This is a genomic window from Pseudomonas sp. C9D1, assembly GCF_056491235.1.
In genome coordinates, this window is record NZ_JBSZIE010000002.1 from 995,150 (window position 1) to 1,019,465 (window position 24,316).

Sequence of the window (24,316 nt, forward strand, 5' to 3'; positions counted from 1 at the left end):
CCCCAGCTGTCGCCCATAAAAAAGCCCCGCTATTGCGGGGCTTTTTCGTCAGACGCTGATCAGTCTTCGCGGTAGCGGCGCAGCTTCAGGGACTTGCCCGCGACGCGGGTGTCCTTGAGTTTGCCCAGCAGGCGATCCAGGCCGTCTTCCGGCAGCTCGATCAGGCTGAAGGTCTCGCGGATCTGGATGCGGCCGATGGCGTCACGTGCCAGACCACCCTCATTGAGGATGGCGCCGAGCAGGTTCTTCGCGGCGATGCCGTCGCGAGTCCCCAGCGCGGTGCGGCAACGCACGCGGCCTTCGGTCAGCGGCAGCGGAGCACGACGCTCGCGGTACTCGCTACGCTCACCGGACGGGCGCTCGCCATCACGCTCGCGACGCTCACGCGGCTGCGAGGCGCTCGGCACCAGCGGCTGCTCGCGCTCGACGTCGGCGAGGTTCAGCGCCTGGCCATTGGTGGCCTTGCGCAGCAGGGCTGCGGCCAGGGCACGCGGGCTGCAACCGATGTCGGCGATCAGGCGATCCAGCAGCTCACCATGGGTGGCTTCGGCATCGGCGACCAGGGGCGCGAGGCCGGTGGTCAGCTTCTTGATGCGCGCATCCAGCACTTGCTGGGCGTTGGGCAGGCGTACTTCGGCGACCTTCTGGTTGGTCACGCGCTCGATCACCTGCAGCATGCGGCGCTCGCGCGGGGTAACCAGCAGCAGGGCACGGCCTTCGCGACCGGCACGACCGGTACGGCCGATACGGTGCACGTAGGACTCGGGGTCGTACGGCATGTCCACGTTCAGTACGTGAGTGATGCGCGGTACGTCGATACCACGGGCAGCGACGTCGGTGGCGACGACGATGTCCAGGCGACCGTCCTTGAGGGACTCGATCACGCGCTCACGCTGGTTCTGGGCGATGTCGCCGTTCAGCGCGGCAGCCTTGTAGCCCTTGGCTTCCAGGGCGGAGGCCAGGTCCAGGGTGGCCTGCTTGGTGCGCACGAAGGCGATCAGGGCGTCGAACTCCTCGACTTCCAGCAGGCGCAGCACGGCACCAACCTTCTGGTCGGCGTGGACCATCAGGTGAGCCTGCTCGATGCGGGCCACGGTCTGGGTCTTGGCGGCGATCTTGACGTGCTGCGGCTCTTTCAGGTGACGCTCGGCGATCGAACGGATCGACGGCGGCAGGGTGGCGGAGAACAGCACGCTCTGACGGCTTTCCGGCAGGGCCTGGAAGATCACTTCCAGGTCGTCCATGAAGCCGAGCTTGAGCATTTCGTCCGCTTCGTCCAGTACCAGCTGCTGCACGGTGGTGAGCATCTGGTCGTCACGGCGCAGGTGGTCGCACAGGCGGCCGGGGGTGGCCACGATGACCTGGGCGCCCTGGCGCAGGGCCTTGAGCTGCGGGCCCATGGGCGCGCCGCCGTATACGGCGACCACACTCAGGCCGGGCATCTGCTTGGCGTAGGTTTCGAAAGCGGTGGCGACTTGCAGTGCGAGCTCGCGGGTCGGTGCCAGGATCAGCGCCTGCGGCTCACGTTTGGCCGGATCGATACGGGAAAGGATGGGCAGCGCGAAGGCTGCGGTCTTGCCGGTACCGGTCTGGGCCTGGCCAATCATGTCGTGACCGGCGAGGATCACCGGAATCGACTGGGCCTGGATGGGGGATGGCTCTTCATAGCCCACTGCCGTGATGGCGGAGAGAACATTGGGATGAAGTCCGAGCGCGGCGAATCCGCCGATATCCTGGGTCATGGGTCTGCCTCATGTGCATCCGCAAAGACCCAAATCCCAGAGCTGCATATGCCGAAAGACCTTGTGGGTCACCCTGGCAGCCTGGGAGAGAATTTGCGAGTTGCTTATTGATATGGATGTAACGTCAAGGGTAGTCCGCGTAGCGGACGGTGCAGCCGAAGGCGAATGCCTCGAAAAATGCAGTTCCTGAACGGGGCCAGTTAAGGCCGGCGCGAATCATACCGGAAAAAGCTGACCGCCGTGCGGGTTTTTCACACGTTCGTCATCAACGCCGCCGGACGGTCATTCCCTCGTGGACAAGGGCCGGCGCTCCGGCTATATCCTCCATGCCCCCGCCCCTCCCACGCCAAAGGACCCACCCCATGACCCAAGCCACCCCTGGCCGCGTAAGCCGTGAGAAACGCGGCCACGTCCTGCTGCTCGGACTGGACCGCACCGCCAAGCGCAACGCCTTCGACCAGGCGATGCTCGACGACCTGGTCACGGCGCTGGGCGAGTACGAGCGTGACGACGAGGCGCGCTGCGCATTGGTGTTCGCCCATGGCGAGCACTTCACTGCGGGGCTGGACCTGGCCAATGTCGCGGAAACCTTCAGGAATGGCTGGCAGCTGCCCGATGGTGCGGTCGACCCCTGGGGCACCTTCGGCGGCAAGCGCCTGTCCAAGCCGCTGATCCTGGCGGTGCAGGGCTACTGCTTCACCATCGGCATCGAGCTGATGCTGGCGGCCGACATCAACCTGTGCGCCAGCAACACCCGCTTCGCCCAGATGGAAGTGCAACGCGGCATCTTCCCCTTCGCCGGCGCCACGCTGCGCCTGCACCAGGCTGCGGGCTGGGGCAATGCCATGCGCTGGCTGCTGACCGGCGACGAATTCGACGCCCACGAGGCCTACCGCCTGGGCCTGGTGCAAGAGGTGCTGGCCAGTGAAGAACTGATGCCCCGCGCACTCTGGCTGGCCGAACGGGTGGCCGCCCAGGCGCCCCTCGGCATCCAGGCCACCCTCGCCTCCGCGCGCCAGACGGTGAGCGAAGGCGAAGAAGCAGCCGCCCGCAACCTGTCCGTGGTCGCCAAGCGCCTGCTGGGCTCCGAAGATGCCCAGGAAGGCGTCCGGGCAATGCTCGAACGCCGCCCGGGCGAGTTCAAGGGGCGCTGAAGCTGTCGGGCATCACGCTGGTGCTGCTGCCGGGCATGGACGGCAGCGGCGAGCTGTTCGCCCCATTGATCCAGGCACTGGGTGCCGACCTGCACACCCAGGTCGTGCGCTACCCGCCGGAACAACCACTGGGTTATGGGCCATTGATAGAGCAGGTCCGGCGGCAGTTGCCCGCTGGCCGGCCGTTCATCCTGCTCGGCGAATCCTTCTCCGGGCCCATTGCCGTTAGCCTCGCAGCCGAGCGCCCGGCCGGGCTGCTGGGCCTGGTGCTCTGCTGCACCTTTATCCGCAACCCTCGTCCAGGCCTGGCCTGGCTGAGCGGCCTGCTGCCGCTGGTGTCTCCCCGGTTGGCGCCGCGAGCCCTGCTGAGCCAATTGCTGCTCGGCAGGTTCGCCACCCCGGCGCTGGACCAGGCACTGGTCGACGCCCTGGCTCCACTGTCATCGACAACCCTGCGGGCCCGACTGCGGGCGGTGCTGGAGGTGGATGCCACCGCACACCTGCAACAGATCCAGGTGCCGCTGCTTTATCTGCAAGCGACGGCCGATCGGCTGGTACCGGCGGACGCCGCGCGCCTCATCGAACAGCACGCAGGGGACTTTCAATGCCAGCAACTGGAGGCCCCGCACTGCCTGCTGCAAGCCCGGCCGTACTACGCCGCCCGCCTGCTGGAGCACTTCGCGAAGACGGTCGGCACTGATCAGGGCGATCAGGTCGCCGGGCGCAGCACATCCAGCAGGGGTTGCAGCGAGTAGCCCAGGCGCGGTGCCAGGGCCTCGCAACGGGCGGTGAGCGTACGGATGTCGAGCTGCTGCTCGAGATCGGCGGGGACGATAAGGATGACGTTGCCTTCCTTCACCGGGCACTCCCAGTAATGCCGGTGGTACAGCCCGCGCAGCAACGCGGCGCCGAGCGGCCGGCCGTCATTGCCGGCCCACTGGTTGATCACCAGCCAGCCACCGGGATTCAGGCGCTTCTGGCAGTTTTCAAGGAAGCGCCAGGCCAGGTGGCCGACGCCCGGGCCCGTGTCGGTATAGAGGTCGACGAAGATCAGGTCGGCGGTCTCGGCGGTTTCCAGCAGCTCCAGGGCATCGCCGATGCGCACGGTGAGGCGCGGATCGTCATCGAGGCCGAGGTATTCCATGGCCAGGCGCGGCACGTCCGGGCGCAACTCCACCACCTCGACGTCGTCCAGCGGCAGGAATTTCATGCACGCCTGGGTCAGGGTGCCGGCACCCAGGCCGAGGAACAGCGCGCTTTCCGGGTACTCGTGGCACAGCGCACCCAGCAGCATGGCGCGGGTGTAGTCGTACTCCAGCCAGGCGGGATCGGCCGTGAAGACGCAGCTCTGCTCCACCGCCTCGCCGAATTCGAGAAACCGGTAGTCACCCACCTCGAGCACGCGGATGACGCCGAACTCGTCATGCACCTCTGCCAGCAAACGCTCCTCGCGCATCACCACTCCCCAATCCGCCCCGTGACATTTCGCACCAGGGGCACGCCACAAAGGCGCCGTTTGCCATTGAAGCGAGGTGCCCTCACCTCGCCATAATCCGGGCATGCCGCAGGCCTCGCCAGGCGCTGCCCGAAAAAACCCGAGAAGAATAACAGCCAAGAGGTGCATCCCACTCATGTACGCCATCATCGGCGCCGGCCCCATGGGCCTTTGCGCGGCCCGCCAGTTGCAGAAGCATGGAATCCCCTTCGTCGGCTTCGAGCTGCACGAGGACGTCGGCGGGCTCTGGGACATCGACAATCCCCACAGCACCATGTACGAGTCCGCGCACCTGATCTCCTCCAAGCGCACCACCGAGTTCAGCGAGTTCCCCATGGCCGACGACGTGGCGCCCTACCCGCACCACAGCGAGATGCGCCGCTATTTCCGTGATTACGCCCAGCACTTCGGCCTGCGCGCGCACTACCAGTTCGGCACCCGCGTGGAATCCCTGGAGCGCCGGGAAAAGGGCTGGAAGCTCACCAGCGAGCGCAACGGCGAACGCCGCGAGTGGCTGGTGGACGGCGTGCTCATCGCCAACGGCACCCTGCACGCGCCCAACCAGCCGGAGCTGCCCGGCCGCTTCGACGGCGAGCTGCTGCACTCCGCCGACTACCGCTCCCCGGCCCTGTTCGAGGGCAAGCGGGTGCTGGTGATCGGCTGCGGCAACTCGGCCTGCGACATCGCCGTCGATGCCGTGCACCGCGCCCGCTCGGTGGATATCTCGGTACGCCGTGGCTACTACTTCCTGCCGAAGTTCCTCCTCGGCCGCCCCATCGACACCTTCGGCGGCGCGGTAAAACTGCCGCGGGCACTGAAGCAACGCATCGACGGCGCATTGATCCGCGCCCTGATCGGCAAGCCTTCCGACTACGGCCTGCCCGACCCGGACTACCGCCTCTATGAATCCCACCCGGTGGTGAACTCCCTGGTGCTGCACCACCTCGGCCATGGCGACATCAAGGCGCGACCGGACCTGGCCAGCATCGAGGGCCGCCAGGCGGTCTTCTGCGATGGCAGCCGCGCAGACTACGACCTGATCCTCCAGGCCACCGGCTACAAGCTGGACTACCCCTTCATCGCCCGCGAGGAGCTGAACTGGCCCGAGCGCGCCGGGGCGCCGCAGCTGTACCTGAACATCTTCCATCCCCAGCACGACGACCTGTTCATGATGGGCATGGTGGAAGCCTCCGGCCTCGGCTGGCAGGGCCGCGCCGAACAGGCGGAACTGGTGGCGCTGTTCATCCGCCAGTGCCAGGCCGGCAGCGCCTCGGCCGAGCGTTTCCGCCGCCTCAAGGCCGAGCGCGCCGGGCAGCGCCTGGACGGCGGTTACGCCTACCTGGAGCTGGAGCGCATGGCCTACTACGTGCACAAGGACAGCTACCGCAGCAGCGTGAAACGGCATATCGACGAGCTGCGCCGCGACCTGCGCGAACAGCCCGCCGACATCAGCGCCCTGGCCTGAGGTGGCGGGCGATCCCTGGCTCTGGCTGGGCCTGTTCATCCTCTTCGCCTATGGCCTGGAAGCCGTCACCGGCTTCGGCAGCACGGTGGTGGCCCTGTCCCTCGGCGCCCTGCTGCTGCCGATTGGCCAATTGCTGCCGGTACTGGTGCCGCTGAACCTGCTGATGAGCGGCTACCTGGCCTGGCGCTACCGGCACCTGGCTGACGGGCCGCTGCTGCTGGGCGGCATCCTCCCCGCGATGCTCGCCGGCACCCTGCTCGGCTACGCCCTGCTGCCCTGGCTCGAGGTGGCCGCGCTGAAGCAGGGCTTCGGCGTGTTGATCCTCTGGTTCGCCCTGCGCGAGCTGTGGCGCCAGCGCCATGAACGGCCACGGGGCCATTCACCCGCCTGGATGACCCGCCTGCAGATCGGTGCCGGCGGCATCTGCCATGGCCTGTTCGCCTCGGGCGGCCCGCTGCTGGTCTACGCCCTGGCCGGCACGCCGCTGTGCAAGGCGCGCCTGCGGGCCACCCTGGCCTGCGTCTGGCTCAGCCTCAACGGCCTGCTCAGCCTGGCCTTCCTGGTGGATGGCCGCCTGGCTCCTGCCCTGCCCCACCTGGCGCTCTACCTGCCCCTGCTGGTGCTGGGCGTGGCGGCGGGAGAATGGCTGCACCACCGCGTGGCCGAGCGGCACTTCCGCAGCCTCACCTACCTGCTGCTGTGCCTCTGTGGCGTGCTGCTGGCCTGGCACGCCTGAAGCACCGCCAGGCGCTGGCAGCGCGGGGCCTTTCGGTTACCATGCGCCATCCGCCACACAGCCCTGATCGAGACCCTGATGAGCAACTTGTCGTCCAGCGCAGACTGGAGCCCGGAAAGCTGGAGAACCAAGCCGATCCTGCAACAACCGACCTACCCGGACGCCGCGCGCCTGGCCAAGGTCGAGCAGACCCTGGCCAGCTACCCGCCCCTGGTGTTCGCCGGTGAGGCGCGCGAGCTGCGCCGCCAGTTCAGCGAAGTGACCGAAGGCCGCGCCTTCCTCCTCCAGGGTGGCGATTGCGCGGAAAGCTTCGCCGAGTTCTCCGCCGCGAAGATCCGCGACACCTTCAAGGTGTTGCTGCAGATGGCCATCGTCATGACCTTCGCCGCCGGCTGCCCGGTGGTGAAGGTGGGGCGCATGGCCGGCCAGTTCGCCAAGCCGCGCTCGGCCGATGACGAAACCATCAATGGCGTCACCCTGCCCGCCTACCGCGGCGATATCGTCAACGGCATCGGCTTCGACCCGGCCAGCCGGATTCCCGACCCGGAGCGTTTGCTGCAGGCCTACCACCAGTCCACCGCCAGCCTCAACCTGCTGCGCGCCTTCGCCCAGGGCGGCTTCGCCGATGTGCACCAGGTGCACCAGTGGAACCTCGACTTCATCGCCAACTCGGCGCTGACCGAGAAGTACAGCCAGCTCGCCGACCGCATCGACGAGACCCTGGCCTTCATGCGTGCCTGCGGCCTGGACACCGCCCCGCAACTGCGCGAGGCCAGCTTCTTCACCGCCCACGAGGCGCTGCTGCTGAACTACGAGCAGGCCTTCGTGCGCCGCGACAGCCTCACCGGCGGCTGGTACGACTGCTCCGCGCACATGCTCTGGATCGGCGACCGTACCCGCCAGCTGGACGGCGCCCACGTCGAGTTCCTGCGGGGCGTCGGGAACCCCATCGGCGTGAAGGTAGGGCCGAGCATGCCCAGCGAGGACCTGATCCGCCTGATCGACACCCTCAACCCGGACAACGACCCGGGCCGCCTCAACCTCATCGTGCGCATGGGTGCCGAGAAGGTCGGCGAGCACCTGCCACGGCTGATCCGCACCGTACAGGCCGAAGGCCGCAAGGTGCTGTGGAGTTCGGACCCGATGCACGGCAACACCATCAAGGCGTCCAGCGGCTACAAGACCCGCGACTTCGCCATCATCCTTTCCGAGGTGAAGCAGTTCTTCCAGGTGCACCAGGCCGAGGGCAGCCACGCTGGCGGCATCCACATCGAGATGACCGGGCAGAACGTCACCGAGTGCATCGGCGGCGCCCGCCCCATCACCGAGGATGGCCTCTCCGACCGCTACCACACCCACTGCGACCCGCGCCTCAACGCCGACCAGTCGCTGGAGCTGGCCTTCCTCATCGCCGAGACCCTGAAACAGGTCCGCCGCTGACGGCACAGCCTTCAGAAACGACGAAGCCCCGCCAATGCGGGGCTTCGTGTTTTCAGCGGGCTCAGGCGGCGATGAACAGCTCGCCGATGCGCTGCTGGGCGCCCTTGATGGCGTTGGCGCGGGGGTCTTCGCCGTAGGCCAGGCCTTCGGCGCGGACGATCTCGATATCGGTGATGCCGAGGAAGCCCAGCACCTGCAGCAGGTAGGCCTCATGGGCCTGGCCGCTGGCCTGGCCGGCGTGGATACCACCGGCGGTGGAAACGATCACCACCTTCTTGCCACCGGCGAGGCCCTTGGGGCCGTTCTCGTCGTAGGCGAAGGTTTTGCCGGCGACGGCGATGCGGTCGATCCAGGCCTTGAGCTGGGTGGGCACGGTGAAGTTGTACATGGGCGCACCGATGACGATGGCGTCGGCGGCGAGGAATTCGGCGAGGGTTTCCTCGGCCAGCTTCACTTCAGCCTTCTGCGCGGCATCACGCAGTTCCGCCGGGGTGCCGCCGGCCACCAGGCTGGCTGCGGAAAGGTGGGCATAGGCGTCGGTGGCGAGGTCGCGGTAGCTGACCTGGGCGGCGGGCTCGGCGGCCTGCCAGGCCTGAACCACGGCACCGCTCAGTTGGCGGGAGGCGGAGGCGTCGCCGAGGATGCTGGAGTCAAGGTGCAGAAGCTTCATGGGTATCCCCTGATTTGGCGATCACCGGATGTGATCGAAGTGAGGAGAATCCTATCCATGAAGCGAAACCCTGATTAGTCGGCAAAAATGCGATGCACCGTCTCATCGGTAGGACGAACCTACGGATCATCGTGCCGAGGTCTGCAGGTCGCTCAGGGTCTGGGTGAAGAAGCGCACCGCCTCGGCATTCAGCTGACGGTGGATGGCGACCCGGTCGACGCCCTCGGCGTCCTGGCACAGCTGCGGCAGCATGGCGTCCATCTCCGCCGAGCACGGCGCCATGAACACGAAGTGCCCCGCCCCCGGCAGCAGGCGGAAATCCGGGGGATTGGGCAGCCTGCGCTGCAAGGCCCCGGCGTTCTGCTCCAGTTGCAGGGTGCGGTCGTCATCCCCGGAATAGAGCAGCACCGGTACCTGCACCGGTTCGAGTTCCTTGCGGCCGAACATCAGGCCCAGCGGCGCCATCAGCATCAGCGCACTGACCCGGGAATCGGCAATGGCTTCGAGGTCGTCGCGGTCGGAAATCAGCTCGCCGGCATGGCCGCAGGCGTCATCGTCGCCCGGCCACTGCCGGCAGTAGGCACGCAGGCGCTCGGGTTCGGGCTGGGCGCCGGCGAGAATCAGCGCCGTCTCGCCGCCGGCCGAGTAACCGATCACGCCGACCCGCTCGGTGTCCAGGCTGCCGGCCAGCAGTGCGTCCTGCTCGGCGGCGTCTATCGCGGCGGTCAGCTGCAGCGGGCGCCCATAGAGGTTGCTCAGGGTGCCGCTGCGGCTCTGATCCTTGTAGTTGTCGCCGGTGTGCAGCACGGCCAGCACGACGAAACCGCGGCGCGCCAGGGCGGTGGCGAGATCGTGATGGGCCAGTGGCGAACCGCCGTTGCCGTGGGACAGCAGCACCAGGGGGAAGTGGCCGGTGGCGATGGGGGCGTCCATGCCGGCGTCGACCTGGTAGAGGCCAAGCTCGGTGCGGGTCGGCTCGCCGGATGCAGGGTAGAAGGCAACGGCGCTCATCTCGCGCTGCCCGTCCACCGGGTCGGCGAGAACCAGGCGGTGCACGCCCACCGCCTGCGCGCCGAATGCGGGGAGGGTCGCCAGCAGCGACGCCAGGGCCAGTACGGCAGAAAGACGAACCAACATGGTGCTCACCTTCCGTTCCAGGTTCAGGAATCGGGCGTGCCTGCCATCAATTGCGCCTTGCTTCGTTCCTTGAGCCGGCAGCGCCGACGGCCTATCCGCCGGCGCCACATGCATTGCATGGATCACGCCACAAGTCGTGGCGCGGGAGGGGCGATCAGACGCCGCCGAGGAAATCCATCTTGCCGATCTTCACCCCGTTGTGGCGCAGGATGTTGTAGGCGGTGGTGATGTGGAAATAGAAGTTCGGCAGGGAGAAATTCAGCAGGAAGGCCTGCCCCGGGAAGCTCACCTCGCTGCCACGCATCTTCAGCACCACGGTGCGGCCCTCGCTGCCATCTATCTGCTCCGGGCGGATTTCCTGGATGAAGCCGAGGGTGCGGGCGATGCGCTCCTGCAGCTCCGGGAAGCTCGCCTCGGTGTCGGCGTAGGACGGCACCTCCAGCTGCGCCAGGCGCGCTGCGCAGCCCTTTACCGAGTCGGTGGCGATCTGCACCTGGCGCACCAGGGGGAACATGTCCGGTGCCAGGCGCGAGTTGAGGAACACGGCCGGCTCTATGCCCTGCGCTTCGGCGTGGGCAGCGGCTTTGTCGAGGATGGTGGACAGGTTGCCGAGCATGCGGGTGAAGACAGGAATGGAAGCCTCGTACATGGACAAGGACATGGTGCTGACTCCGTGATGGCAGGGGGATGGACCGGGCGAAGGTGCCGGTCGCCGCTCCACGATACACCCGCAGCGGGCGGCTTGTGCAGGCCTGCGAGATTGTCCCGCTGACGAAATCCGTGGCGCCTGAATCACCGCCGATGCCATAGTTCGTCCCTTCCACAGGACGACATTCATGCAAGACCTCAACGACCTCTTCTACTTCGCCAAAGTCGTCGAACACGGCGGCTTCGCGGCCGCCGGGCGCCTGCTGGGCATTCCCAAGTCGCGCCTGTCGCGCCGCATCGCCGAACTGGAAACCCGCCTGGGCGCCCGCCTGCTGCAACGCACCACGCGCAAGCTGGCCCTGACCGATGTCGGCGAGCGCTACCTGCGCCATTGCCAGGCGATGCTGCTGGAGGCCGAGCAGGCCGACGAAGCGGTGGCCTCGCTGACCAGCGAACCGCGTGGACGCATCCGCGTCTCCTGCCCCACCGAGGTGGCACGCATGCGCTTGCGCCATGTGTTCCCCAGCTTCCTGCTGCGCTACCCCCAGGTGCAGCTCGAGGTGGTGCTGAGCAACCGCCGCATCGACCTGGTCAATGAAGGCGTCGACGTGGCACTGCGGGTGCGCGAGCAGGACGACGAAGACCCGTCGCTGATCTGCCGCCAACTGAGCCCCGCCCGCGCCATGCTGGTGTGCGCACCGAGCCTGCTCGAGGGCGTGACCCTGAAGACACCGGACGACCTCCAGCAACTGCCGGCCCTCGGCGCCCTGGAGACCGACCGCCGCCTGCACTACCTGCTGCGCGACAGCCGGGGCAACCGCCGCGACATCGTCCTGGAGGCCCGGCTGAGCATCGAGGACTTCGAGATCCGCAAGCTCGCCGCGCTTCAGGGGCTGGGCATGACCATGCTGCCGCAGATGAACTGCCAGCAGGAACTGGAGGCCGGCACCCTGGTGCGCCTGCTGCCGGACTGGGAATTGCCGGGCGGCAACCTGCAAGCGGTCTACACCCACCGGCGCGGCATGCTGCCGGCGGTGCGCGCCTGGATCGAGCACCTGGCCGAGGCGTGCCAGGCCGAGGGGCTGCAGCCCATCTGAGCCTTGCGAAAAATAGTTAGCTAGCTTTCATTCAGGCCCCGGCTGCGCGATGATGGCGACCATCCCCAGCCCCACCCGGACAAGCCCCATGAGTGCCGCCGAGCAGTCTGCGACCGCCACCACCTTGCAGATCGTCTCCATCGTCTTCTTCACCTTCATCAGCTTCCTCTGCATCGGCCTGCCGCTGGCCGTACTCCCGGGCTACGTGCACAACGACCTGGGTTATGGCTCGGTATTGGCGGGCATCGTCATCAGCACCCAATACGCCTCCACCCTGCTCTCCCGCCCCATGTCCGGCGCCGTGGCCGACCGCCAGGGGCCCAAGCGCGCCGTGCTCTACGGGCTGGCCGGCTGCGCCCTGAGCGGCGTGCTGACGCTGGCCTCCACCTCGCTGCAACAGTTCCCCACCCTGAGCATGACGCTGCTGCTGGCCGGGCGCGTCGCCCTCGGCGTCGCCCAGGGCCTGGTAGGCACCGGCTCCATCAGTTGGGGCATCGGCCGGGTCGGCGCCGAGAACACCGCGCGGGTCATCTCCTGGAATGGCATCGCCTCCTATGGCGCCGTGGCCCTGGGCGCGCCCCTGGGGGTGCTGATGGTGGGCGGCGTGGGGCTGTGGAGCATGGGCGCGCTGATCGGCCTGCTCGGGCTCGGCGCCCTGGCGCTGGCCTGGAACAAGGAGGCGGCCCCCATCGTCCAGGGCGTGCGCCTGCCATTCCGCAACGTCTTCATGCGCATCGCCCCCAATGGCACGGCGCTGGCCCTGGGCTCCATCGGTTTCGGCACCCTGGCCACCTTCGTCACCCTCTACTACGCGAGCCGTGGCTGGGACGGCGCGGCCTGGTGCCTGACCGCCTTCGGCTGTGCCTTCATCGGTGCGCGGCTGCTCTTCGCCGGGGCCATCAACAGCCGCGGCGGCTACCGGGTGGCCATCGCCTGCCTGGGTATCGAGAGCCTCGGCCTGCTCCTGCTGTGGCTGGCCCCTCAGCCCTGGCTGACCCTGTGCGGTGCGGCGCTGACCGGCTTCGGCCTGTCGCTGGTGTACCCGGCGCTGGGCGTGGAAGCCATCTCGCGCATTCCCGCCTCCAGCCGCAGCTCGGCCCTGGGCGCCTACGCGGTGTTCTTCGACCTCGCGCTGGGCATCGCCGGCCCCCTGATGGGCGCCATCGCCACGGGATTCGGCTTCGGCTCCATCTTCATGGTTGCCGCCTCCATGGCGCTCGTGGGTATGCTGCTCAGCTTCTACCTGCTGCGTATCGACGAACGCAGCGGGCCCACCCCTGCCCCGTGAAGGAACGCCCATGACCGCCGACGAGATCGCCGCTTTCTGCCTGCAATTGCCGGGCGCCCGTGAAGACCTCAAGTGGGGCAGCAACCGGGTGTTCTCGGTGGCCGAGAACAAGATGTTCGCCATCCTCGATTTCCTCGGCAGCGACCTGGCCTTCAAGGTGGACGCCGACCTGTTCCTCGGCCATGTCGACCGCCCCGGCATCCGCCCGGCGCCCTACCTCGCCCGCGCCCATTGGGTGACCCTGGCCATGCCACCTTCCGTGGGCGGTGAAGAGCTGCGCTCGCTGCTCACCCGCTCCCACCAGCTGGTGGTGGCCAAGCTGCCCAAGTACAAGCGCGTAGGCCTGCTGCTGGACTGACTGCGACAATCCGTCAGCTGCACGGGGCCCCCGGCCGTTCTATCGTCCGCGTCAAACCCACAACAAGGACGTCACCATGCCTGCACGCCTGTCCGCGCTTCTCGCCCTTGTCGCCTTCGGCGGCTATACCCTCTATGTCATGGCCATCAGCGAACAACCGCTCCTGGAGTTCGGAGCCCAGCTGATGAGCCGCCCGGATACCGCCCAGGTGGTGATCGACCTCTACCTCGCCTGCGGCCTGATCGGCATCTGGATGTACCAGGACAACCGCCGCCAGGGGCGTGGGCTGCTCTACCTGCTGCCCTTCTACCTGGTCACGGCAGTATTCGCCTCCATCGGCCCGCTGCTCTACCTGGCACTGCGCAGGCCCACCAACCGGAAAACCGACGATGGAAGCCACCGCGCTGTGGCAGCACCTGTGGAACAGCCGGGCACCGACCCCAGGGCTTGAGCACCTGCGCCTTGAAGGCCGGCGCGCAGGCAGCGTCCTGCTGGCCTTCGACGAACAGGGCAGCCCCTACCGCCTGGGCTATCGGCTGGAGTACAGCCAGCACTGGCGGCCCCGCCACCTGCACGTCCGCGTCGACGACGAGCGCGGCACCCGCGAGCTACGCCTGCATTGCAACCGCAGCGGCGAATGGCGGGATGGCGCGGGCACCCCACTGCCGCAGCTAAGCGGCTGCCTGGACCTCGACCTCTGGCCCACGCCCTTCACCAACAGCCCGGCGATCTGGCGCCTGGACCTGGCCCAGGACCAACGCGAAGAGATCGCCGTCGCCTACATCGAGGCGCCGAGCCTCGATCTGCGGGTGATGCGCCAGGCCTATACCCGGCTGGACGAGCGCCACCTGCTGTACCAGAACCTGGATAGCGGTGGCTTTCATGCCGTACTCCGACTCGGCGATGACGGGCTGGTGGAAGACTACCCGGGCCTGTTCCGCCGGCTGCGCTGAGGGGCGCAACAGGGCCCGCCATCGGCGAAGGCTCTGAGACGCGATTTACGGGAAAAATCCCGCTCATGAGTTGTAAAGTTTTAGATACACTTCACAAAAATTTTCGGCTCAACTTTGGTGCATGCACGCCGATACCCGCTCTAAGCCTTGCGGAAGAACACTATGAGAAACAATCAGCCAGTCACTCAGCGCGAACGTACTTTTCCCGCCCAACAACGCTTGATCTCCACGACGGACAGCAAGGGCGTGATCACCTATTGCAACGAAGCCTTCACCGATATCAGCGGCTACAGCCGCGACGAATTGATCCGTTCGCCGCATAACCTGGTGCGCCACCCGGACGTTCCGCCCGCCGTCTTCGCCCATATGTGGGCGACGCTGAAGAAGGGCCGCCCCTGGATGGGCATCGTCAAGAACCGCTGCAAGAACGGCGATCACTACTGGGTCAACGCCTACGTGACGCCGATCTTCGAAGGCAGCCAGGTGGTCGGCTACGAGTCGGTGCGGGTCAAGCCCACCGCCGAGCAGGTACGCCGCGCCGAAGCGCTGTACCAGCGCATCAACGCCGGCAAGTCGGCCATCCCCAGCCGCGATCGCTGGCTGCCCATCGTGCAGGACTGGCTGCCCTTCATCCTCATCAGCCAGATCGGCTTCATGATCGGCGCCTGGCTCAACTCGCACTGGGGCTTCCTCCTCGCCGCGCTGCTGTCCGTGCCTCTGGGCCTCAGCGGCCTGGCCTGGCAGAACCGCGGCATCAAGCGCCTGCTGCGCCTGGCCGAGCAGACCACCTCGGACCCGCTGATCGCGCAGATGTACACCGACAGCCGCGGCGCCCAGGCCCGCCTGGAGATGTCCATCCTCAGCCAGGAAGCGCGCCTGAAAACCTGCCTGACCCGCCTGCAGGACACCGCCGAGCACCTCACCGAGCAGGCCCGCCAGGCCGACGCCCTGGCCCACAACAGCTCCGAAGGGCTGGAGCGCCAGCGGGTGGAAACCGAACAGGTGGCCACCGCGGTGAACCAGATGGCCTCCACCACCCAGGAAGTCGCCAGCAACGTGCAGCGCACCGCCGACGCCACCCAGGAAGCCAACCGCCTCACCGGCCAGGGCCGCAGCATCACCGCCGAAACCCGCGAAGCCATCCAGCGCCTGTCGCGCGCCGTGGGGGAAACCGGCGAGACCGTCACCCGCCTGGCCCAGGACAGCAACGAGATCGGCGGCGTGGTCGATGTGATCAAGGGCATCGCCGACCAGACCAACCTGCTGGCGCTCAACGCCGCCATCGAAGCGGCACGTGCCGGCGAGATGGGCCGTGGCTTCGCGGTGGTCGCCGATGAAGTACGCCAGCTGGCGCAGCGCACCGCCGAATCCACCGGGCAGATCCACCAGCTCATCGCGCAACTGCAGAAGACCGCCGAGGAAGCCGTGCGCACCATGGAAACCGGGCGCCGCCAGGCCGACGAAGGCGTGGAGCGCGTGCTGGAGGCCGACCAGGCCCTAGTGGGCATCAGCGAAGCGGTGGCCAACATCACCCAGATGACCGACCAGATCGCCGCCGCCACCGAGGAACAGAGCGCCGTGGCCGAGCAGATCAACCAGAGCATCAGCAGCATCGCCCAGCTCGCCGACCAGACCTCCGGCGAAGCCCAGCGCACCGTGCTGCTCAGCGAAGAACTGACCACCACCGCGCAAGGCCAGTACTCGCTGGTGGACCGCTTCAACCGCTGACCTGCTTCACCATGAAAAAGGGCGCCCTCGGGCGCCCTTTTCGTTTCCGGCCTCAGCCCATGATCAGGTTCATGGCCAGATGGACCCTCAGCGCCTTGCGCGCCTGCAGGCTTGCTCCCGAAGCCCGGAAGCGCTTGCGCCACGCCTGGCCAGGGAACGTCAGGGAGCTGGCTCGCGTCCTGCCCGAACTGCGGGAAGGTCTGACCCAACCAGCTCCCCAGAAGCAGCGACCGCGCACAAAGGAGGATTTGCACACCATAGGCAAAACCGCGCAGTTGCAACACATACAGGAGACGCTGGAAAGCTGTCAGGGCAACCTTGACGAAGCGGCGCGTCGACTGGGGATCAGCCGGACCACGCTATGGCGACGGCTTCGCTTGGCAGATTAGGTGGGGCGTGGGTGGGCTCTTCCAGCTGCCTCAGGTACGACGTCAGAGGCAAGGAGCGAGCTGCTAGCTTGTAATCTTCCCGACTCCATTCGCTGTTTGTGGTTGCTCACAGAGGGCAGCTAACGGCCGATTCTGTTGAAAAAGTAGCTGTCGCCCCCTGCCGTCGGCAGAATTGCTCTGTCAGCGAGCGCGGGGGCGAATAGCATGATGGGGCAGTTACCGGGAGGGCAGCAGCGCCTGTTCTACTCGTTCAATCTGGAAGACCACGTTCCTCCCCAGCATCTCTTGCGCAGCATCGACCATTGCCTGGATCTTAGCGATCTGCGTGCACACCTAACCGACTTCTACAGCCCCATCGGACGCCCCTCGATCGACCCAGAGTTGATGGTGCGCATGCTGGTCGTTGGCTACTGCTACGGCATCCGTTCCGAGCGACGGCTGTGCGAAGAAGTGCATTTAAATCTGGCCTATCGCTGGTTCTGCCGACTGGGCCTGGAAGATGAAGTCCCCAATCACTCGACCTTTTCGAAGAATCGCCACGGCCGCTTCCGTGACAGCGGACTGTTTCGCTGGTTGTTCAATGAGGTACTGCGCCGCTGCATGGCGGCTGGCCTGGTCAAAGGCGAAGGCTTCGCTGTGGACGCCAGCATCATCAAGGCGGATGCCAGCCGGCAACGTGGGGTGGCGGGAGATGAAGTCGATTGGCGTGATCCAGCGCTCAGCAACCGCGCTGTGCGCGAGTACCTTGAAGCCCTTGATGAAGAGGCGCTGGCTGAAGCTCTTCCCAAGAAAATCTCGCTCACTGATCCGCTGTCCCGTTGGACTGCTGCACCAGGCGGCCCGGCCTTCTTTGCCTACTCCACGAATTACCTGATCGATACTGAGTACGGCGTGATCATGGATGTGGAGGCGACTCCGGCGCACCGTACCGCCGAAGTCGATTCGACCAGGACGATGGTGGAGCGTGTCGAAGCGCAGTTCGACCTCACGCCGGAACGCCTCATCGGGGACACCGCCTACGGCACGGCCCCGATGCTGGCCTGGATGGTCGAAGAAAAGAACATCGAGCCGCATGTGCCGGTGTGGGACAAGACCGAGCGCAAGGACGACAGCCTCTCCAGTAACGACTTCCTCTGGAGTCCGGAGGCCAATGAATACCGCTGCCCAGCCGGCAAACCGCTACGCAGTGAGTGGCGCACCTTCACTCAGCAAAGATCGCGCGTGACCAAGGCCAACACCATCATCTACCGCTCCAGCCAAACCGACTGCACCACCTGTCCGTTGAAAGAAAAGTGCTGCCCCAACACACCGAATCGGAAGATCGTTCGCAGCGTCCATGAGGCTGCCCGCGACGTAGCTCGACGCATCGCCAAGTCACCGGAGTACCTCGTCTCCCGCTGCGAGCGAAAGAAGGTAGAGATGCTTTTCGCCCACCTCAAACGGATCATGAAACTCGACCGTTTACGATTGCGTGGCCTGACGGGTGCGACTGACGAATTCACTTTGGCCGCGACCGTGCAAAACTTGCGACGCATGGCCAAGCTTTTGCCTAACGGGCCGCCACTCACGGGATAGGTACGCCTGCTGTGAGCAGAAACCCTCGAATTAACCTTCAAACCTGAGCCAGAACGCTCAGCGAAACACCAAAAGGTAACCTGAAGTGGCTTGCAGCCACTTCTACAGCAGGCACACCTGAACGGCTGGCTGCCGTTGATACGACTTTTTCAACAGAATCGGCCAAAAGCAGACGGTCACAACCCGCTAGAAGCTCATCACCTGCTTGTATCAAGGCGAAAAAAAAGCTTAGCCAAGCACGACTGGATCTGGCCCCAGACGCTGCTCTCTGTCGATAGCGGCAATTGCCCCCATCTCATCTGCAGATAATTCGAAGTCGAACACGCGGTAGTTCTCTCGGATACGAGCTTCGGTGACTGACTTGGGAATGACCACCAGGCCAAGCTGCAGATGCCAGCGGATGATTACCTGAGAGCACGTGCGGTCATGTTTAGCCGCAATTTCGCGAACTAGCTGATCGTCGAGTGCTTTCCCCTGCGCCAGTGGGCTCCAGGACTCGGTACAAATCCCGAGCTCGGCGTTGCTCCTGCGTAGGTCAGCCTGCTGGAAGTATGGGTGCAGCTCGATCTGGTTCAGGACTGGGACAACTCCTGTTTCCTCAATCAGGCGCTGCAGGTGATCTGGGTTGAAGTTCGAGACGCCAATGGAGCGGACCTTGCCTAGCTTCTTGGCCTCGATCATCGCCCTCCAGGTATCAACGAATAGTCCTTTCGCCGGCGCCGGCCAGTGAATGAGCAGCAAGTCGACGTAATCCAGCTTGAGCCTAGCCAGGCTCTTGTCCATAGCTTGGCAAGTAGCTTCAAACCCCTGGTCGGCGTTCCAGATCTTGGTGGTTACGAAGACCTTCTCACGGTCGACACCGGAGTCACGCAGGCCTGCTCCGACACCTTCCTCGTTTTCATAGATCGAGGCGGTATCAATGTGACGGTATCCGATCTTCAGCGCTTGGCTGACGGCGGTGCGGGCTTGCTCTTGGCTTGCTTGCCAAACCCCCAGGCCCAGTTGGGGAATCACATTCCCGTCGGATAGCTCAATCATAGGTTGGTGGTTCGCCATGGTTACCTCATCAGGGATTATCAAAACAGTTCGGAAGCAGTGGAGTGCCCTCTCATCGATGGGATCACTTTGACGGCGATGTGGTTCTTGCCGTTCTTTCCAGCATCACGGAAATGACCATCGCCACGATGCCCAGTAGCGCAAGCAGGGCTCCAACCCACCCCGTTGATGCCCAGCCTAAACCCATAGCGATAGACATCCCGCCGAGGCTCGCCCCCACCGCGTTAGATATGTTGAATGCGCTGTGATTGAGGGCTGCTGCGAGTGTCTGGGCGTCTCCGGCGACATTCATCAGACGCACCTGTAGAGCGGGTACCAGAGCGAAGCCACAGCCGACCAGGAACAGGACCGCGAGCGTCCCAACCTTCGACGGAGCAAGCAGAGAGAACAACGTCAGGAAAATCACGTTCCACACCATGATGGCGAAAATGGCTCGGATGAGCCCGCGATCCGCTAACCAGCCACCAATCAGGTTGCCAGCGATCATGCCGAGGCCCCAGAAGGCAAGCACCATCGGTACCTGGTTGATAGAGAAGCCCGTCACCTCGGTGAGCGTTGGAGTGATGTAGCTGTACACCGCGAACATGCCACCGAACCCGGTCGAAGCAGTCGCTAGCGTCAGCCATATCAATGGGCGCTTGAGCCCACTCAGCTCGGCCCTAGGACTGGCGTTCGGATCACGCGGTACCGACGGGACGTACAGCCAGAACAAGAGCATTGTGGCGATACCCGCTACAGCGAGTGATCCAAACGCTGCTCTCCAGCCGAACGTTTGACCTATCCAGGTCGCCACGGGCACACCTATCACGTTGGCGGCCGCAAGACCGGCCATTACATATCCAGCCGCTTGCGCCTTTCGCCCTTCACCCACCATGGCGGCAGCAACCAAGCAGGCAACGCCGTAGTAAGCGCCATGAGGTAGGCCTGCCAAAAAGCGTGCGCCCAGCAGACTGACGTGGTCCCATGCGACAGCACTGGCGGCGTAGCCGATGGCGAATAGTGCGATTAGGGCAATCAACAGCGCTTTTCGAGACGAGCGTGCTGCCAGGATCGCGATCAGCGGAGCGCCAATCACAACACCCAGCGCATACGCGCTGATGTAGCTGCCTGCCGTTGGTATAGACACCCCGGTGCTTTCGGCCAGGCCGGGCAAGAGGCTCATCGAAACGAACTCACCGGTACCGATGAAAAGGCCTCCAAGCCCGAGGGTGACTATCGCAGTTGCTACGCCATGCGGGGCGTGAATTTCTGAACTGTCTGAGAGGCGCGGTGAAGCGCTTGATATCGAGGCCATGGAAGTTCTCGGAAAAAAGATGCCCGCCCCTTCATAGGTAGAACATTGCAAAGGAGCAGTAAGAGGTTGCTGCGCTGCAGCGCACTTCGATGGGGTTACTGCGGCGGGGCCACATCAGCGATGTACGCGTTGAACTGCTCGCGGAACACGGGATGCCAACGAGACAAGGCAGGCCGGTTTTGGATAAGGTCGTCTGCGCTCCACTGCATGCGTCGCTGATCTAGCTCGCGACTGACTTCGTTGTCCTCGCAGAAGATGTAGAAGTCGCTACGAGCCAAGCCCTCCAACAAGCGATCAACGACCTGATCGGCTGTCCATGGCGCGTTGGGTTTTGCGGAGCCGGCCGCCATGCCCGGAAAATTCATCGGTGTGAATGTGTAGCCGGGAATCAGTAGATGGGCCGATACGCGGCCATTGGTACGCTCGCGCAGCTCATGCTCAAGGTGCTCGGTCAGCACCTTCACTGCGACCTTCGAAACGGAGTAGGCGGTGTTTCCTGGAGGGGTGGTAATTCCTTCCTTGGAGCCAACATTCACAATTGCGGCAGGGTAGCCATGGGTAAGCAGGTAATCGACGAACAGCTGCTGGACTGCAAGAACCGCCCAGAAGTTGACCTCCATCGTCGTACGCCACTGTTCCTGATCGTTCCAGGGGCCCGCCCCTTTGAGGATGGCGGCATTGTTGACCACGAAAGACACTTCGCCGAACTCTCGGGCTACAGCAAACAGTTCCTGCAATGCGCTGGGAGACGTTACATCCCCTGTGACGGCGGTCACCTGAGCATTCGCGTTCTCGCCATACAGCGAGAGTACTGCAGCGTCGAGTGTGGTCTGGTCCTTATCGAATAGAACAACCTTCATCCCCAATCGGGACAGGCGACTAGCAATTGCATAGCCGATTCCGACTGCAGCGCCGGTGATGACTGCAACTCTGTTCTGGCGAATAGCTGGATGATCCATGAGTAATCTCCTGGATTGGGATTAGGTGGACGAATCCACGCGAAGAATGATTTCGGTGATCTCAGCGGGCACGCCGATACGAATGGGGAATCCATTCCAGAGGCCAGTTCCATTGCTCGTGTAGAGCGTCATCGCACCGACCTGGTAGGCGCCGGAGATGAAACCTTCGTTGGCGTAGCGGCCCACCTGATCCAGCCCCTTGATCATTCCGCCGTGGGTGTGGCCAGAGAGCTGCAGGGATACGCCTGCTTGGGCGGAGCGATCTGCACCGGCTGGTCGGTGCTTGAGGAGAATGATGGGAGCAGTTTCTGGCACTCCCATGAGCGCAGCATTCAGGTTAGGCCCAGCCATCCCGAATTGAGCGGCAGCTTCGTCGGTAACACCGGCTACGACCAGCGACTCGGTGCCTGCTCCAATCACTACGTGCTCGTTCAGCAGCATCTGTATGCCGAGGCGCTCGAACTCGGTGCGCCACTGTGGCTCGTTGAAGTAGTACTCGTGATTGCCAGGAATGCCGATGATGCCGAGGCTAGCAGTCAGCCCTGCCAGGGGAGCCACATCGAGCTGTCGATCAGTGGTTGTCCCATCCATCAGATCGCCTGTGATCAGAATCAGGTCGGGATTGAGTGCATTGGTACGGGCGACAACCGCTTCTACCCAGGGCGTCTGGAAGAGCTTGCTGATGTGCAGATCTGTCAGCTGCACTACTCGCAGGCCATCCATCGCTTGCGGCAGATTCTTGATCCTGACTTCCACAGTGCGAACGCCTGGCACCTGCGCCGCTTGGTACACGCCAAATGCCGACAGAAGAAGGGCGAAAGATGCGGCCAGGTACCGATTGCTGGGTCCTACCAGCTTTTTGGCTGCACGTATCCGCAGGACTGACAGAATGCCGTTGGCCAGATCTGCCAGCACCACGAATACGAACAGCAGAACGAACGAGCAGAAAGCCCAGCCTGCGACCAACACTGCCCAGCGTGGCATTTCGGGCGAGAACATACTTCCGAACACCCAGATCTGAATCAGGTGGTACTTCGATACCACGAGCAGGACGGCAGCCAGGGCAATACGTCCGCCCTTCGAGATAGGTAAGGGAAAAACGAAACGCCACAGGACGTATAAGTAAGCAAAGCCAAGATAAAGGTGGAACACGGGAAGAACTCGTCTTGGGGCGATGGAGTCAGATCAACTATTGTTGAATTTATTTAATGTTAATCTGTAATTGGAGCAGCTTTGTTTAGGCTTTCTCCATGAGCTATTGAGAAATTCTCAACATTAAAGGCGCCCCGATGCCAGTACTCCCGACCACAAAGCTGTCACGAGCCGACTTAGCCAATCTGAATTCCTTTCTTGCGGTGGAGAGTCATCGCAGCTTCTCCAAGGCGGCCGTTGAACTGGGTATCACCACGTCCGCGCTTAGCCATTCCATTCGAAATCTGGAGACCCGCCTGGGAGTAAGGCTGCTTAACAGAACCAGCCGAACAGTTTCCCCGACAGACGCTGGCGCAACCTTGGCGAAGCGTCTGGCTGTTGGTTTTCAGGAAATTGGAGGGGCGCTGGCGGAAGTAGATCGGCATCGCGACCGTCCTGCAGGTCGCCTGCGTATCAACGTCCTCAGTGACGGGGCTCGACTGCTCTTCAATCGGTGGCTGCCGAAGTACCTGGAAGCCTATCCGGATGTGTCAGTCGAGGTTGCAGTGGATGATCGGATGGTGGACATCCTGGCTGCCGGTTTTGATGCGGGTATCAGGTATGGCGGGACGATCGCTGAAGACTTCATTGCCGTACCCATCAGCGAGCAGCTGCGCTGGGTTGCTGCGGCATCGCCTCGCTACCTCAACCGGACATCGCGGATCCTGGTGCCGGAGGATCTGAAGAACCATAACTGCATTCAGATTCGGACCGGCCAAGGCGTCATCTATCGCTGGGACTTCGAGAAGGAAGGCGACCACCGAATGATTGAGGTGCCTGGCCAGCTTTGTGTGAACGAAACCGAGTTTGGTATTCAGATGGCGCTATCGGACAGAGGCATTACGTACTGTCTGGAGGAGCGCATCGCAGATTACATCTCGCGAGGAGAGCTCCAGGTCGTACTGCCTGACTGGGCGCCCATTGAACCAGCATTTCACATCTACTACCCAGGCCGCCGGCAAATGCCCCCAGGTCTGCGTGAGTTGATAGACCTGCTTCGCACCGACTCAGCCACCTGGTAGCTAGTCGTAGAGCTCGATGCACGCCAATAGGTGGGTGGTTTATCAATACCTGAGGGTCCGCGATGACTTTGCCTGCGTTAGCTTTTGGCCGGTCTCAGCCAGTAGCTGTCGGCAGTGAGCGGCCAGAAGCAGCCCTTCAACGCTGATCACCGCCAGGCCTGAGGCAAGATAGATTCCTTGGACTGTCGGAATAGGTCATCTCTTCGTATCGACAAACAACAAGCTGATGTCGCGCTGAACGAGCTGTAGTACGCCCGCTGTGAGGGAGCCCTGCGAGCACACCAGGTTACGAAAGTGGAATGCGTAAATCGCATAGATGATGTCGACTAGGGCATCTGGGTCATGACTACCTTGCAGCGTGCCATTTCCTACATACACCTCAATGGCCCGCTTCAATGACGTACGGAAACGACGCCGGGCCTGCTCAATGTCAGGTTGCTCATCCACCGCCAGCACCATCACCGCCAAAAGCTCGCGCCAGAAGCGTTTGTCCTCAACGGTATCGATGTCCCCGTAGTCTGCGGCAATCATCGCGAGGATACCCTGCTGAGGGTCTGTCGGCAGATCGTGGAGCACCTCATGTACCCGTTCCTGGGCCAAGAACACTTGGTTCTCAATGATTGCTATCAGCAGCGAATGCTTGTTCGGGAAATAGTTGTAAACCGTGGTCACCGCAGCCTCGGCCTGCGCCGCAATATCCTCCATGCGCGTACTGCTCACCGTGCCTGCACGGAACAGCTCGGTCGCAATATTCACGAGGTTCTGGCGAAACTTCTCCTTCTTCCGTTCGCGAAGCGATGGCATCTGCGGTGGCTGGCTCGCGGGCATATTCATTCCATAGGTGGTGGCACAACGAGGCATTTTACCGACTGAGACGCAGCCTGTGTAGCTGACATTATTTTTGTAGTTGACTACATAA

General features: G+C 64.0%; 24 protein-coding genes. 14 read left to right on the forward strand and 10 right to left on the reverse strand.

Going from position 1 to position 24,316, the window contains the following annotated elements; genetic code table 11:
• Positions 1-59 precede the first annotated feature (59 nt).
• Entirely contained in the window at positions 60-1,742 is a 1,683-nt protein-coding gene (locus ACXI0U_RS12800; RefSeq protein ID WP_423499696.1) for a DEAD/DEAH box helicase, read from the reverse strand.
• A gap of 362 nt (positions 1,743-2,104) precedes the next feature.
• On the opposite strand from ACXI0U_RS12800, the gene ACXI0U_RS12805 reads away from it, so the two are divergent.
• Positions 2,105-2,896, forward strand: coding sequence for a crotonase/enoyl-CoA hydratase family protein (locus tag ACXI0U_RS12805; RefSeq protein ID WP_043243462.1), 792 nt, complete (start codon positions 2,105-2,107; stop codon positions 2,894-2,896).
• Positions 2,897-2,916: 20 nt separating this feature from the next.
• Positions 2,917-3,651 carry an alpha/beta fold hydrolase gene (locus tag ACXI0U_RS12810; RefSeq protein ID WP_374980519.1) on the forward strand — a complete coding sequence of 245 codons (735 nt, stop codon included), beginning with the start codon at positions 2,917-2,919 and terminating at the stop codon, positions 3,649-3,651.
• Here ACXI0U_RS12810 and ACXI0U_RS12815 read toward each other — a convergent pair.
• Complete coding sequence (locus ACXI0U_RS12815) at positions 3,606-4,352, reverse strand: spermidine synthase (RefSeq protein ID WP_021222168.1); 747 nt, start codon at positions 4,350-4,352, stop codon at positions 3,606-3,608. The genes ACXI0U_RS12810 and ACXI0U_RS12815 overlap by 46 nt on opposite strands.
• A gap of 175 nt (positions 4,353-4,527) precedes the next feature.
• Here ACXI0U_RS12815 and ACXI0U_RS12820 point away from each other — a divergent pair, with 175 nt between their 5' ends.
• The 3 genes from ACXI0U_RS12820 (at position 4,528) to ACXI0U_RS12830 (ending at position 8,032) form a co-directional block, all read left to right on the forward strand.
• A complete protein-coding gene (locus ACXI0U_RS12820) occupies positions 4,528-5,856 on the forward strand; it encodes a flavin-containing monooxygenase (RefSeq protein ID WP_374980518.1) in 1,329 nt (442 codons plus the stop codon).
• Between the two features lies 1 nt (position 5,857).
• Positions 5,858-6,592 carry a sulfite exporter TauE/SafE family protein gene (locus ACXI0U_RS12825; protein WP_431484822.1) on the forward strand — a complete coding sequence of 245 codons (735 nt, stop codon included), beginning with the start codon at positions 5,858-5,860 and terminating at the stop codon, positions 6,590-6,592.
• 78 nt (positions 6,593-6,670) lie between these two features.
• Positions 6,671-8,032: a class II 3-deoxy-7-phosphoheptulonate synthase gene (locus ACXI0U_RS12830; RefSeq protein ID WP_021222171.1), complete on the forward strand. Its 1,362-nt coding sequence runs from the start codon at positions 6,671-6,673 to the stop codon at positions 8,030-8,032.
• A 61-nt stretch (positions 8,033-8,093) separates the two neighbouring features.
• On the opposite strand, the gene ACXI0U_RS12835 is transcribed toward ACXI0U_RS12830, so the two are convergent.
• From ACXI0U_RS12835 to ACXI0U_RS12845, 3 genes are all read right to left on the reverse strand, one after another.
• Positions 8,094-8,702 (reverse strand): FMN-dependent NADH-azoreductase, encoded by a 609-nt coding sequence (locus ACXI0U_RS12835; protein WP_021222172.1) that lies wholly within the window; start codon positions 8,700-8,702, stop codon positions 8,094-8,096.
• A 126-nt stretch (positions 8,703-8,828) separates the two neighbouring features.
• Entirely contained in the window at positions 8,829-9,836 is a 1,008-nt protein-coding gene (locus ACXI0U_RS12840; protein WP_479551096.1) for an alpha/beta hydrolase family protein, read from the reverse strand.
• 157 nt (positions 9,837-9,993) lie between these two features.
• Positions 9,994-10,500: a DUF1993 domain-containing protein gene (locus tag ACXI0U_RS12845; protein WP_021222174.1), complete on the reverse strand. Its 507-nt coding sequence runs from the start codon at positions 10,498-10,500 to the stop codon at positions 9,994-9,996.
• Positions 10,501-10,675: 175 nt separating this feature from the next.
• On the opposite strand from ACXI0U_RS12845, the gene ACXI0U_RS12850 reads away from it, so the two are divergent.
• From ACXI0U_RS12850 to ACXI0U_RS12885, 8 genes are all read left to right on the forward strand, one after another.
• On the forward strand, positions 10,676-11,584 hold the full coding sequence (locus tag ACXI0U_RS12850) for a LysR substrate-binding domain-containing protein (protein ID WP_479550356.1): 909 nt from the start codon (positions 10,676-10,678) through the stop codon (positions 11,582-11,584).
• An 88-nt stretch (positions 11,585-11,672) separates the two neighbouring features.
• A complete protein-coding gene (locus tag ACXI0U_RS12855) occupies positions 11,673-12,872 on the forward strand; it encodes an MFS transporter (RefSeq protein ID WP_479550357.1) in 1,200 nt (399 codons plus the stop codon).
• A 10-nt stretch (positions 12,873-12,882) separates the two neighbouring features.
• Positions 12,883-13,230 carry an MmcQ/YjbR family DNA-binding protein gene (locus ACXI0U_RS12860; RefSeq protein WP_263403517.1) on the forward strand — a complete coding sequence of 116 codons (348 nt, stop codon included), beginning with the start codon at positions 12,883-12,885 and terminating at the stop codon, positions 13,228-13,230.
• A gap of 76 nt (positions 13,231-13,306) precedes the next feature.
• Positions 13,307-13,681, forward strand: coding sequence for a DUF2834 domain-containing protein (locus ACXI0U_RS12865; RefSeq protein ID WP_021222178.1), 375 nt, complete (start codon positions 13,307-13,309; stop codon positions 13,679-13,681).
• A complete protein-coding gene (locus ACXI0U_RS12870; protein ID WP_479550358.1) occupies positions 13,620-14,183 on the forward strand; it encodes a putative glycolipid-binding domain-containing protein in 564 nt (187 codons plus the stop codon). The genes ACXI0U_RS12865 and ACXI0U_RS12870 overlap by 62 nt, the downstream gene beginning before the upstream one ends.
• Positions 14,184-14,345: 162 nt before the next feature.
• On the forward strand, positions 14,346-15,911 hold the full coding sequence (locus ACXI0U_RS12875) for a methyl-accepting chemotaxis protein (RefSeq protein ID WP_479550359.1): 1,566 nt from the start codon (positions 14,346-14,348) through the stop codon (positions 15,909-15,911).
• A 71-nt stretch (positions 15,912-15,982) separates the two neighbouring features.
• Positions 15,983-16,300, forward strand: a complete 318-nt coding sequence (locus ACXI0U_RS12880) for a helix-turn-helix domain-containing protein (RefSeq protein WP_431484826.1) — start codon at positions 15,983-15,985, stop codon at positions 16,298-16,300.
• A 204-nt stretch (positions 16,301-16,504) separates the two neighbouring features.
• Entirely contained in the window at positions 16,505-17,875 is a 1,371-nt protein-coding gene (locus tag ACXI0U_RS12885; protein ID WP_374980510.1) for a transposase, read from the forward strand.
• 228 nt (positions 17,876-18,103) lie between these two features.
• On the opposite strand, the gene ACXI0U_RS12890 is transcribed toward ACXI0U_RS12885, so the two are convergent.
• The 4 genes from ACXI0U_RS12890 to ACXI0U_RS12905 all read right to left on the reverse strand — a co-directional run bounded on the left by ACXI0U_RS12890 (position 18,104) and on the right by ACXI0U_RS12905 (position 22,336).
• Positions 18,104-18,931, reverse strand: coding sequence for an aldo/keto reductase (locus ACXI0U_RS12890; RefSeq protein WP_431484835.1), 828 nt, complete (start codon positions 18,929-18,931; stop codon positions 18,104-18,106).
• Between the two features lie 64 nt (positions 18,932-18,995).
• The gene (locus ACXI0U_RS12895) at positions 18,996-20,225 is read right to left on the reverse strand and encodes an MFS transporter (RefSeq protein ID WP_431484834.1); all 1,230 of its coding nucleotides are present in this window, start codon (positions 20,223-20,225) and stop codon (positions 18,996-18,998) included.
• Positions 20,226-20,320: 95 nt separating this feature from the next.
• A complete protein-coding gene (locus ACXI0U_RS12900; RefSeq protein ID WP_322981543.1) occupies positions 20,321-21,184 on the reverse strand; it encodes an SDR family NAD(P)-dependent oxidoreductase in 864 nt (287 codons plus the stop codon).
• A 21-nt stretch (positions 21,185-21,205) separates the two neighbouring features.
• Positions 21,206-22,336, reverse strand: a complete 1,131-nt coding sequence (locus ACXI0U_RS12905) for a metallophosphoesterase (protein ID WP_431484833.1) — start codon at positions 22,334-22,336, stop codon at positions 21,206-21,208.
• Between the two features lie 137 nt (positions 22,337-22,473).
• Between ACXI0U_RS12905 and ACXI0U_RS12910 the strand changes: the two genes are divergently transcribed.
• Positions 22,474-23,397, forward strand: coding sequence for a LysR family transcriptional regulator (locus ACXI0U_RS12910; RefSeq protein WP_431484832.1), 924 nt, complete (start codon positions 22,474-22,476; stop codon positions 23,395-23,397).
• A 195-nt stretch (positions 23,398-23,592) separates the two neighbouring features.
• On the opposite strand, the gene ACXI0U_RS12915 is transcribed toward ACXI0U_RS12910, so the two are convergent.
• Positions 23,593-24,225, reverse strand: a complete 633-nt coding sequence (locus ACXI0U_RS12915) for a TetR/AcrR family transcriptional regulator (RefSeq protein ID WP_431484831.1) — start codon at positions 24,223-24,225, stop codon at positions 23,593-23,595.
• Between the last annotated feature and the right edge of the window lie 91 nt (positions 24,226-24,316).

Excerpts from the sequence above, each read along its gene's own strand:
- ACXI0U_RS12870 (WP_479550358.1), top strand. The coding sequence starts at position 13,620 with ATGGAAGCCACCGCGCTGTGGCAGCACCTGTGGAACAGCCGGGCACCG.
- ACXI0U_RS12895 (WP_431484834.1), bottom strand. The coding sequence starts at position 20,225 with ATGGCCTCGATATCAAGCGCTTCACCGCGCCTCTCAGACAGTTCAGAA.
- ACXI0U_RS12855 (WP_479550357.1), top strand. The coding sequence starts at position 11,673 with ATGAGTGCCGCCGAGCAGTCTGCGACCGCCACCACCTTGCAGATCGTC.
- ACXI0U_RS12910 (WP_431484832.1), top strand. The coding sequence starts at position 22,474 with ATGCCAGTACTCCCGACCACAAAGCTGTCACGAGCCGACTTAGCCAAT.
- ACXI0U_RS12915 (WP_431484831.1), bottom strand. The coding sequence starts at position 24,225 with ATGCCCGCGAGCCAGCCACCGCAGATGCCATCGCTTCGCGAACGGAAG.
- ACXI0U_RS12885 (WP_374980510.1), top strand. The coding sequence starts at position 16,505 with ATGATGGGGCAGTTACCGGGAGGGCAGCAGCGCCTGTTCTACTCGTTC.
- ACXI0U_RS12865 (WP_021222178.1), top strand. The coding sequence starts at position 13,307 with ATGCCTGCACGCCTGTCCGCGCTTCTCGCCCTTGTCGCCTTCGGCGGC.
- ACXI0U_RS12820 (WP_374980518.1), top strand. The coding sequence starts at position 4,528 with ATGTACGCCATCATCGGCGCCGGCCCCATGGGCCTTTGCGCGGCCCGC.
- ACXI0U_RS12815 (WP_021222168.1), bottom strand. The coding sequence starts at position 4,352 with ATGCGCGAGGAGCGTTTGCTGGCAGAGGTGCATGACGAGTTCGGCGTC.
- ACXI0U_RS12860 (WP_263403517.1), top strand. The coding sequence starts at position 12,883 with ATGACCGCCGACGAGATCGCCGCTTTCTGCCTGCAATTGCCGGGCGCC.
- ACXI0U_RS12880 (WP_431484826.1), top strand. The coding sequence starts at position 15,983 with ATGGCCAGATGGACCCTCAGCGCCTTGCGCGCCTGCAGGCTTGCTCCC.
- ACXI0U_RS12890 (WP_431484835.1), bottom strand. The coding sequence starts at position 18,931 with ATGGCGAACCACCAACCTATGATTGAGCTATCCGACGGGAATGTGATT.
- ACXI0U_RS12875 (WP_479550359.1), top strand. The coding sequence starts at position 14,346 with ATGAGAAACAATCAGCCAGTCACTCAGCGCGAACGTACTTTTCCCGCC.
- ACXI0U_RS12850 (WP_479550356.1), top strand. The coding sequence starts at position 10,676 with ATGCAAGACCTCAACGACCTCTTCTACTTCGCCAAAGTCGTCGAACAC.
- ACXI0U_RS12845 (WP_021222174.1), bottom strand. The coding sequence starts at position 10,500 with ATGTCCTTGTCCATGTACGAGGCTTCCATTCCTGTCTTCACCCGCATG.
- ACXI0U_RS12900 (WP_322981543.1), bottom strand. The coding sequence starts at position 21,184 with ATGGATCATCCAGCTATTCGCCAGAACAGAGTTGCAGTCATCACCGGC.
- ACXI0U_RS12830 (WP_021222171.1), top strand. The coding sequence starts at position 6,671 with ATGAGCAACTTGTCGTCCAGCGCAGACTGGAGCCCGGAAAGCTGGAGA.
- ACXI0U_RS12800 (WP_423499696.1), bottom strand. The coding sequence starts at position 1,742 with ATGACCCAGGATATCGGCGGATTCGCCGCGCTCGGACTTCATCCCAAT.
- ACXI0U_RS12835 (WP_021222172.1), bottom strand. The coding sequence starts at position 8,702 with ATGAAGCTTCTGCACCTTGACTCCAGCATCCTCGGCGACGCCTCCGCC.
- ACXI0U_RS12805 (WP_043243462.1), top strand. The coding sequence starts at position 2,105 with ATGACCCAAGCCACCCCTGGCCGCGTAAGCCGTGAGAAACGCGGCCAC.